Origin of the sequence: Lentzea alba, from assembly GCF_047445655.1 — a bacterium.
Taxonomy (GTDB): Bacteria; Actinomycetota; Actinomycetes; order Mycobacteriales; family Pseudonocardiaceae; genus Lentzea; species Lentzea alba_A.
Window position 1 is genome coordinate 53,660 of the sequence record NZ_JAJAEG010000051.1, and the last position, 9,126, is coordinate 62,785.

At 66.9% G+C, this 9,126-nt stretch carries 9 protein-coding genes; 5 read left to right on the plus strand and 4 right to left on the minus strand.

Features of this window, described 5'->3' with window-relative positions:
• Nucleotides 1-1,201 precede the first annotated feature (1,201 nt).
• Nucleotides 1,202-2,497 (plus strand): right-handed parallel beta-helix repeat-containing protein, encoded by a 1,296-nt coding sequence (locus LFM09_RS46635; RefSeq protein WP_414103092.1) that lies wholly within the window; start codon nucleotides 1,202-1,204, stop codon nucleotides 2,495-2,497.
• A 59-nt stretch (nucleotides 2,498-2,556) separates the two neighbouring features.
• Here LFM09_RS46635 and LFM09_RS46640 read toward each other — a convergent pair whose 3' ends face one another.
• Nucleotides 2,557-3,330 carry an ion transporter gene (locus tag LFM09_RS46640; protein WP_414103100.1) on the minus strand — a complete coding sequence of 258 codons (774 nt, stop codon included), beginning with the start codon at nucleotides 3,328-3,330 and terminating at the stop codon, nucleotides 2,557-2,559.
• A 188-nt stretch (nucleotides 3,331-3,518) separates the two neighbouring features.
• On the opposite strand from LFM09_RS46640, the gene LFM09_RS46645 reads away from it, so the two are divergent.
• On the plus strand, nucleotides 3,519-3,857 hold the full coding sequence (locus LFM09_RS46645; protein ID WP_414103093.1) for a hypothetical protein: 339 nt from the start codon (nucleotides 3,519-3,521) through the stop codon (nucleotides 3,855-3,857).
• A gap of 3 nt (nucleotides 3,858-3,860) precedes the next feature.
• On the opposite strand, the gene zapE is transcribed toward LFM09_RS46645, so the two are convergent.
• Nucleotides 3,861-4,742, minus strand: a complete 882-nt coding sequence (gene zapE, locus LFM09_RS46650) for a cell division protein ZapE (protein WP_414103094.1) — start codon at nucleotides 4,740-4,742, stop codon at nucleotides 3,861-3,863.
• A 32-nt stretch (nucleotides 4,743-4,774) separates the two neighbouring features.
• Between zapE and LFM09_RS46655 the strand changes: the two genes are divergently transcribed.
• Complete coding sequence (locus LFM09_RS46655; protein ID WP_414103095.1) at nucleotides 4,775-5,716, plus strand: pirin family protein; 942 nt, start codon at nucleotides 4,775-4,777, stop codon at nucleotides 5,714-5,716.
• Here LFM09_RS46655 and LFM09_RS46660 read toward each other — a convergent pair.
• Nucleotides 5,644-6,327 carry a DUF4304 domain-containing protein gene (locus LFM09_RS46660; RefSeq protein ID WP_414103096.1) on the minus strand — a complete coding sequence of 228 codons (684 nt, stop codon included), beginning with the start codon at nucleotides 6,325-6,327 and terminating at the stop codon, nucleotides 5,644-5,646. The two genes, LFM09_RS46655 and LFM09_RS46660, sit on opposite strands and share 73 nt — an antisense overlap.
• A gap of 176 nt (nucleotides 6,328-6,503) precedes the next feature.
• Here LFM09_RS46660 and LFM09_RS46665 point away from each other — a divergent pair, with 176 nt between their 5' ends.
• On the plus strand, nucleotides 6,504-6,905 hold the full coding sequence (locus tag LFM09_RS46665; RefSeq protein WP_414103097.1) for an SsgA family sporulation/cell division regulator: 402 nt from the start codon (nucleotides 6,504-6,506) through the stop codon (nucleotides 6,903-6,905).
• Nucleotides 6,906-6,956: 51 nt separating this feature from the next.
• A complete protein-coding gene (locus LFM09_RS46670) occupies nucleotides 6,957-7,904 on the plus strand; it encodes a hypothetical protein (protein ID WP_414103098.1) in 948 nt (315 codons plus the stop codon).
• Here the strand turns inward: LFM09_RS46670 and LFM09_RS46675 are convergent.
• Nucleotides 7,901-8,803, minus strand: a complete 903-nt coding sequence (locus LFM09_RS46675) for a lysyl endopeptidase (RefSeq protein ID WP_414103099.1) — start codon at nucleotides 8,801-8,803, stop codon at nucleotides 7,901-7,903. The two genes, LFM09_RS46670 and LFM09_RS46675, sit on opposite strands and share 4 nt — an antisense overlap.
• Nucleotides 8,804-9,126: the final 323 nt, after the last annotated feature.

A 9,126-nucleotide genomic window follows, 5' to 3' on the forward strand; every position in this document is an offset into this window, starting at 1 on the left:
CCGGTAAGGGCGGCTGGCTGTGGCCTGGCCGCGGCCTCTTCCGGGTCCAGTCGCGGGGCGTGCACACGAGCTACGCCGGCGACTTCGCCTCGGCTCCCGAGAACCGCAAGGACATCTTCGAGGGCACGATCAACGTGCACTGGAAAGCCGGCGCGAAGGTGCGCGCCGCCGCGAAGGCCGGTGACAGGACCGTCCAGGTCCAGTCCGCCACGAACATCAAGGCGGGCATGCTGGTCAACGTCCGTGCGGCCAACTCGGTCAAGTTCTACGAGCAGCAGTTCGCGAACGGCACCCAGTTCCCGTACCTGAACATGCACATGCGCCAGCAGATCTTCACCGTGGCCTCGGTGTCCGGCACGACGGTGACGCTCGACAAACCGCTGGAGTTCGACGTCCCGGTCAACTCCACCTCGGACGGTTCACCGGCGATTGACGGGGCGACATACGACTCCAAGGTGTCGCCGCTGGTGGACCCGGTCCTCGGCGTCGGGTTCGAGAACTTCGGCTTCACGCAGTCGATGCCGAACCTCAACCCCGCCGAGGCCGTCAACAACTACGGCAACATGTCTCCCGCGGACGAGATGCACGGCATCGTGTTCAAGTGGGCCGCGAACTCGTGGGTCAAGGGCATCCGCGCAGAGATGACCGGGTCGCACCCGATCGTCACCGAGGAAGCCAAGAACCTGCAGATCGTCGACAACTACCTGGACGGCAGCTGGAACAAGGGCAAGGGCGGCAACGGTTACTTCCGCGGTTCGCGGGTGTGGGACTCGCTCTACGCCGGCAACACCTCGCGCAACCTGCGCCACTTCACGTTCCAATGGTCGTCCTCCGGCAACGTGGTGGTGGGCAACGACTTCGACTCCGACCTGAACCTGCACGGCGGCTGGGAACGCAACAACCTGTTCGAGCTCAACACCGTGAAGGTGTCTTACGCACACCGCTCCGGCAACTGCCGCGCGAACTGCGGTGAGGAAGGCGGCGGCGGGCCCGACGACTCGAACTGGTTCCCGATCTGGTGGGGCGCCGGCAAGAAGGCTGTGAAGTGGTCGGGTGCGTCCGGGCCGCGCAACGTCTTCTTCAACAACGAGATGACCAAGCAGCTGTCGACCGGTGGCGCTCACGAGCCGTACTACAACGACCGGCAGCGCNCGACGACTCGAACTGGTTCCCGATCTGGTGGGGCGCCGGCAAGAAGGCTGTGAAGTGGTCGGGTGCGTCCGGGCCGCGCAACGTCTTCTTCAACAACGAGATGACCAAGCAGCTGTCGACCGGTGGCGCTCACGAGCCGTACTACAACGACCGGCAGCGCATCTACCAGTTCGGCTGGAACGGCACCGCGTACAAGCACCTGGACGTGAACGGCACGGCGATCACGGACTGGGCCAAGAACGAGCAGCGCGACTACACCGGCGGCCACGGTGTGGACGTGTCCAAAACCGACTCGGCCCGATCGCTCTTCCTCAAGACCGTCCCGTCCAACTTCGCCACGGGATCGTCCGAGGACAACTCCGGCGCGCAGGCCACCATCCCGGTGTCCACCGCGGACCAGCTCAAGACCGCTCTGGCCAACGCCAAGCCGGGTGACACCATCTCGTTGGCGTCCGGCACCTACCGCGGCTCGTTCGTGACGCAGAAGGCCGGCACGTCGAGCAACCCCATCACGCTGACCGGCCCGTCCTCCGCGGTGCTGATCAACGACGGCCCCTCCGGCACGGCCCCGACCCCCTGCCCGGTGCCGACCGCGGGCTGGGACTCGGGCTACGGCCTGTGGCTCTACAACGCGCCGTACTGGAACATCAAGGGAATCACCGTCGCGGAGTCCAAGAAGGGCATCATCCTCGACAACTCCCACCACGTGACGGTCGACGGCGTGACCGTGCGCAAGACCGACGAGGAAGGCGTGCACTTCCGGCGCTCCTCCGCGGACGGCGTGATCAAGAACTCGACGATCACCGACGCCGGCGTCGTGACGAAGGACTACGGCGAGGGCGTCTACATCGGCTCCGCGAACTCCAACTGGAAGTGCCACGGCAACTCCGGCGGCGTCGACAAGTCCGACCGCGTGCAGGTGCTCAACAACAAGATCGGCCCGAACGTCTCCGCCGAGCACATCGACGTCAAGGAAGGCACGCAGGGCGGCGTCATCCGCGGCAACACGTTCAACGGCACCGGGATCAGCGGCGCGAACTCCGCCGACTCGTGGGTCGACGTGAAGGGCACCGGCTACCTCATCGAGGGCAACACCGGCACCTTCTCCTCGCCCGGCACGTTCAAGAACGGCTACGAGACGCACAACCCGAGCACCACGCCGTCGTTCCCGAACGGCTGCGGGAACACCTGGCGCAACAACAAGTCCGACCTCGGCAACGTGGGCGAGTACGGCGTCTACGTCACGTCGACCTCCAAGTGCAAGGCCAACCCGAACGTCGTCCACTCCTCGAACACGGTCTCCAAGGCCAAGAAGGGTCTGACGAACGTCCCGGTCACCCCGTGACGAACGGGGGTTGCAGGGGCCCGATCGGTGTACGGCGGCGTCGCCGATCGGGTCCCTGGCTACACCGATGACCTCAGTGCCCGCACTTCGTCCCGCAGCGCCCGGACTTCCTGCAGCAGCAGGTCGTCGTGCGCGCCGGAACGCTGTGCGGGCACCGTGATCTCCTCCTGCATCGCGCTGCACACCACCGCGATGAACAGGTTGAGCATCGTGAACGACCCGACCAGCAGGTAGATCAGGAAGAAGATCCAGGCGAGCGGCTTCTGCTCCATCAGGTCGCGCATCACGTCCGACCAGCCGTCGCCGGTGGTGATCTGGAACAGGGTCAGCAACGTCGGGCCCAGGCCGGAGAACCGCGGGTCGCCGGTGTCGCCGAACAGGTTGCTCGCGATCACGCCGCCGACGTAGACGTGCAGGATCAGCAGGCCGGACAACGACACCAGGCCGGGGATCGACTTCACCAGCGCGGTGACGACCCGTCGCATGCTCGGCACCATCGCGACGAGCCGCAGCGCACGCAAGATCCTCAGGCTTCGCAGCACGGACAACGGGCCCGCGGTCGGGATCAGCGCGATGGCCACGATCACGAAGTCGAAGACGTTCCACGGGTCTTTGAAGAACTTCCAGCCGAACGCGTACAGCCGGGCCGCGAGCTCCACCGTGAAGATCACGAGCGCGAGGTGGTCGATCGTGGTCAGCGCCGGACCGAAGTTCGCGTGCAGGACCGTCGACGTCTCGGCGCCGAGCGTGATCGCGTTGACCACGATGACGCCGATGATGAACATCTGGAACCGGTTGCTCTCCACAAGCTCGCCGACGCGGGCGCGCAGCATCTTCACTCACCGCTCCTAGCACAGGGGTTTCACTTGCTATCGGCGGCGGAAGTGGCAGAACTGATCACCCGGTCGTGTTCGAGGTGGAGCGGAAGTCGCCGGTGAACACGGTCCACACCCGCTCGTGCGGCAGGTCCGCCAGCGGGTGGTGCGGACGTCCCGGCACCGTCCTCCCCCACGAACACATCGTGCCAGCGGCATCGCGTCCGTGCTCTCAACGGGACGAAACGGGACAGGCCTCGTGCCAGCATCAGACCGAGCAGGACTACTTCAAGCTGTACGACAGCTGGGACGGGATCCGCACGTGGCCCGGCCTCTGGGGCTGCTGCGAACCCGGCTACCACTCGATCATGATCGGCGGCCTGGCGAAGACACCCACCAGCGACAGGGTCTACATCTACGACGTCGATCACCAGGTCTACCGGTGGATCGTCAGCGGCGAGGTGTTCAACAAGTACGGCTTCTCCTGGGGGAAGATCCAGACCTTGGATCGACTGCACTCAGGCAGGCCTGACTGGTGGCGGTAGGACTCAGCGGTTGATCAGTTCCAGTCGGCTGGCGGTGCGCGCCAGGTCCAGCGCCCGCCCGCCGACGATCTCGCTCAGCGGGTGATCACTCACCAGGGTCAGCCGGACGTCCTTGTCGACCAGCACGTCCACGACGTTCGCGAACCGTTGCTGCGCCTCGCGGTCACAGGTGGCGAGGCGCGGCACCTCGGTGATCACCCAGTCGTCGTACTGCGCGGCGAGCGCGAGGTAGTCGTGCGTCGAAGTCGGCTTCTCGCACAGGTCACCGAACGCGAACCAGACCTGGTCGCCGGTGCGAGCAGGCACGTCGGTGCGGATCTCACCGGTCTCGAACCGCGACCGCGGCCGGCCGTGCAGGTACCGGTAGTCGGTGCCTGCTTCGATCTCCACGACGTCCATGAGCTCCTTGACGAGCGCGATGCCCGGCAGGAAGTGGTCGTGGTACAGCGGGTTCGGCAGCAACCCGTCCGGCGGGTAGTTGGACGTCGCGATCACCATCACCCGCTGCTTCTTCAGCGCTTCCAGCAACCTGGTCATCAGCATCGCGTCGCCGATGTCGTGCAGGTGGAACTCGTCGAACGCCAGCACCTCGCTGCGGCCGATCAGCTCGTCGACGGCCTTCATGACCGCCCCGCGCTCGTGCAGCCGCTCGGAGATCCGCGCGTGCAACTCCTGGAAGAAGGAGTGGAAGTGCACGCGGCGTTTCCTGCGCACGGGCAGCACGTCGAAGAACGCGTCCGCGAGGAAGCTCTTGCCGCGTCCAACCGGTCCGTGCAGGTAAACACCCCTGCGCCGATCCCCCAGTGCTTCGAGTCGGTCGATGGCCCGCAGCTGTGCCTCGTCGAGTTCGTACCCGCTGCTCGACACGTGTGAACGAAGATCCACTGTTCCCCCCGCGCCAGCTTACGATCGACGCCGTGAGCAATGTCGAGGCCGAACCCGCAGAAGTGACGTGCACCTCCACGCCGGGCTCAGTCGAGGTCCTGGAACCACGGGACGTGCCGCTGGGCGGTCCGCGCGCCATGTCGGTGCGCCGCACGTTGCCGCAGAAGCAGCGCTCGCTGATCGGCGCGTGGTGCTTCTGCGACCACTACGGGCCGGACGAGGTGCGGATGGACGTCGCGCCGCACCCGCACACCGGGCTGCAGACCGTGAGCTGGCTCTTCACCGGCGAGATCGAGCACCGCGACAGCTTCGGCGTGCACGCGTACGTGCGGCCGGGCGAGCTGAACCTGATGACTGGCGGCCGCGGCATCGCCCACTCCGAGGTGTCGACCGCCGCTTCGACCGTCCTGCACGGCGTGCAGCTCTGGCTGGCGCTGCCGGACGCGCACCGCGACGCCCCGCGCAACTTCCAGCACTACGCGCCGCCGAGCGTCGTCCTCAACGGGGCGTCGGTCCGCGTCTTCCTGGGTTCGCTGGCCGGCTCGACGTCTCCTGTGACGACGTTCACACCGCTGCTCGGCGCGGAGGTCCTGGTGTCCGGAGGGGCGACGGTGACGCTCGACGTCGATCCTGCCTTCGAGCACGGAGTCCTGCTCGACACCGGTGACGTGACGCTGGGTGAGACCGCTCTCAAGCCCGGCGAGCTCGGCTACGTCGGCACGGGCCGTTCGACGCTGACCTTGTCCTCCACCGATGGCGCACGGGTTGTACTGCTGGGCGGCGAGCCGTTCGGCGAGGAGATCGTCATGTGGTGGAACTTCGTGGGCCGCACCCACGACGAGATCGTCACCTATCGAGACGAGTGGCAGGCCGAGACGTCTCGATTCGGCCGCGTCGAGGACTACCCCGGCGATCGCCTGCCCGCGCCGCCGCTGCCCGGCGGCCGGCTGCGTCCCCGCGGCAATCCCGCGTAGTCGCACACCCAGTCGAGGAACCCGGTCCGCTCACCCGTCCTCTCCAGCAGCTCGACCAACTCGTCCAGCCGCGGACTCGGACCGGACTGGCAGCGCACGAGCAACTCGGCCATGACGAAGTACTCGTCGTAGCCGTCTGTCCTGCTGAGGCCCAGTTCGCCCGCCTGGATGTGGCCGGCCAGGGTCTCCCGGTCCAGGAGCCGCCTGAGCAGGGGCCAGCCGTCAGCGGCCAGCTTCTCGACGATGTCGGCGGCCACGGCGAGGGCCTCCCGTTCGCTGCCGACCTCCCACCACCCGTCGCGCCGAGCCGACCGACCCGTCGAGTGCAGGCGGCCCCGGTACAGGCCGTCCGCCTCCGAGACCGCCTTCGGCCGGTGCCCCAGAAGTTTGTACGACCACTCCAGCCACGGCGCGGGCGCGACGGAGAGGTTGACCGTGCACCGGAGCGTCTCCGAGGTGCTGGCCGTCGACGACTGGACGTTGACGATCGCCCAGTCGCCTTGCTGGTCGACCATCCGCCAGTTGGGCGCGGACCCCTTGAACCCCTCGGCCCGAGCCGCGGGAGAGACCACGTCGCGAAGGGCCGCCCGGAACACCGCCTGCACCGACACGTGAAGCACCCAAGCACATTCTCACCTTGAGTGCTGACTTCGTCACGGAAGGCGTTCACGTGAGCACGCTGTGAAATTTGTTGTCGGAAGTCATACTCCAGGACCATTGAAAATCACGTTCTGATCGCTTTTCCTGAGCGAGGCATCCACGGAGGTTGCCACGCGTCTAAGGGGGCATGACGAACGTGACACGAGTGGGCGCCGAGTCCGTCTTCGCCTTCATCGCTCCTTCCGGGCGCCCCATGCCGGTCGAGGTCGAGCTCGGGTACCGCGCCGACGACCCGCACGCCGTGACCATGACGTTCCGCATGGGACGCCAGGAGACGGTGTGGCTGGTCAGCCGCGACCTGCTCGCCGACGGCCTGATCACCACCAGCGGAGCCGGCGACGTCCGCCTGCGCCCGCACAACTCCACGACCGCCGTCCTGGAACTGCGCTCCGACGTGTCGGAGGCGGTGTTCCACGTGCGCTCGTCCGAACTGCAGGAGTTCCTGAACTCCACGTACGACGTAGTCGCCCCCGGACGCGAGAACGACTACGTCGACTTCGACGCCGAGCTCCGCAAGCTGCTCGACTGAAAATCGGCGTGACACGGCCGCGACACTGCAGTTGTGCAAGAAGTTCATCGAGTGCAGGTCCCGCACTCCGGAGCCAAGGCGCTGATCTGGGCCGACGGACAGCTCATCGACGCCTCCGCCGGGTGGACCACGATTCCGCTGGACGGATCCGCGGGCACCGTCAGGCGCACGCCCTACTCCGCGCAGTTCGACGCCGCGACGATCTCGCCGCTCGGTGACGTCGCCGTGCTGACGGCGACCACGGGCACGAAAAGCCTCGTCCTCGACCCCCGCGGCGGGGTGGTCCGCGAGCTCGACCGCAGCTACTACCAGGCAGCGAACTACCGGTATCCGGTGGCGCTGTTCACGATGCAGGACGGCCGCACGGGGCTCGTCCACTGCCCCTTGGAGTACAACCGGCTCGACGTCGAGGACGCCCTCACCGGCCGGCTTCTGACCGGCGGCGACAGCCCCGAGCAGGCCGACATCTTCCACTCACGGCTGATGGTGTCGCCCAGCGGCCGCTACCTGTTGAGCGCGGGGTGGGTGTGGCATCCCGTGGACGTCGTCGTGGTCTACGACCTGCACCAGGCGCTGGCCGACAGGTCTGTGCTGGACTCGTACGGCTCGTTCGACCTGCAGGACCTCGGGCACACGGAGATCGGCGGCGCGTGCTTTGCGGGCGACGATCTGGTGGTGAGCACGCACGACACCGACACGCTCTCCAGGTGGTCACTGCCCGACGGCGAGCTCGTCTGGCGCAAGCAGCTCGGCGTGAGCACGGGCGACCTGCTGCCGATCGCCGGGAACATCCTGTCCCTCAACGAGTTCCCGCGCCTTTACCGCGCGGAGGACGGCGAGCTGCTGGCGGAGTGGCCGGACCTCCCCACCGGCAGCTCGGCGACCTCACTCGTGTGGAACGGGACCTTCTCCGGACCTGCCAGGGTCGCGGTCGACGAGACCGGCCCGCGGTTCGCGGTCACCGACGGCGACCGCGTGACGGTGATCCAGCTCGGCTAGCTGACGCCGTTGCGGATCGCGGTCGCGTAGTCCTTCGCGGTCCCCTGCGCCGAACACTTCTTCATGTCGTCGTAAAGCCACATGAAGCCACCCGTGATGCCGGCCGAGGTGCGCCAGGACCGCATCTTGCTCTGCACCGTCGCCGGTGAGTCACCCGCCGAGCACCCCGAGCCGTGCTTGCTCCACAGCCCCGGATCGACCGTCATGCCGAGCGCCCTGTTCCAGGTCGCGGGGTTGTTGCCGGCACCGCCCGCGTAGCCCTGCAGGTAGACCCGGTCGACCAGCGAGCCCAGGTTGTTCTTGAGGCTCGCCCAGAACGACTGGTTCGTGTACGGCGCGAACGTGAACTTCGAGTACCCGAGCCCGGCCGCCATCCGCGCGAAGGCAGCTGTCGGCCCGACCTGGTAGTACGACTCGTCGTCGTTGTTGATCGCGTCCGCACCGGTGGCCGCCTTGAGCGCCTGGAAGTTGCGGTACAGGATGCTCGACGGCCCGGTGCCCTGCGCACTGATCAGCTTCGCGATGTTCTCCCAGTCCGGCACCGCCCACGCACCGACGCTGACCTCGATGCGGTTGACGCTCGTGGGCGCTTGCTTGAGCGTCCTGAGGCGCGCGGGCCAGCCGGCGTCACCGACGTACCGCCCGTTCTGCACGATCAGGATGTCGTTGTAGTACAGGTCGCCGTTGGGATGAACGTGGATGCTCCAGAGGATCACGGTCGTGAACCCGCTGGCGCGCAGGGTGTTCATCACAGCTTGCCCGTCCTGGTAGAACGGGCCACCGCCGTAAACCGCCGACCGCGCCGCTTGCTGCGCGACGGCTGGAGCGGCCTGCAGGGCCGTCAAGCCGGTTGTGGCCAGCACGGCTGCGAGGAGAGCGGTGAGCAGGGGCCGCCTCATCACGATTGTCCCTTCGTCAGGCGGCGGCCCGTTCCCACCATAGCCACCTGATCAAGGTCTCAGCCTCACGTACTCGACCTTGTCCGGTCGTTTGTCCGTCAACTGCGCCCAGGAACGGGCGGTGACAGGTGTCGATCTGTGCGCTGCGCCAACGCCTGGAGTTCCTCGAGTTCGCCTGGGTCTGCCGTCCGATTCCGGCATGGTTCTTCTTCGCTGTGGATCAGGCTCGTTCGGCGAGTCGATGAACACAGACAACCGGTCGCCACCGCGAGCCGGACTGGGTGTGTCAAACGAGCGGTGTAACTCGGGTTGAAGGAACTACT

Bases quoted from the DNA above. Each gene is read 5' to 3' on its own strand.
- LFM09_RS46640 (WP_414103100.1), bottom strand. From the start codon at position 3,330: ATGCTGCGCGCCCGCGTCGGCGAGCTTGTGGAGAGCAACCGGTTCCAG.
- LFM09_RS46665 (WP_414103097.1), top strand. From the start codon at position 6,504: ATGACGAACGTGACACGAGTGGGCGCCGAGTCCGTCTTCGCCTTCATC.
- LFM09_RS46675 (WP_414103099.1), bottom strand. From the start codon at position 8,803: ATGAGGCGGCCCCTGCTCACCGCTCTCCTCGCAGCCGTGCTGGCCACA.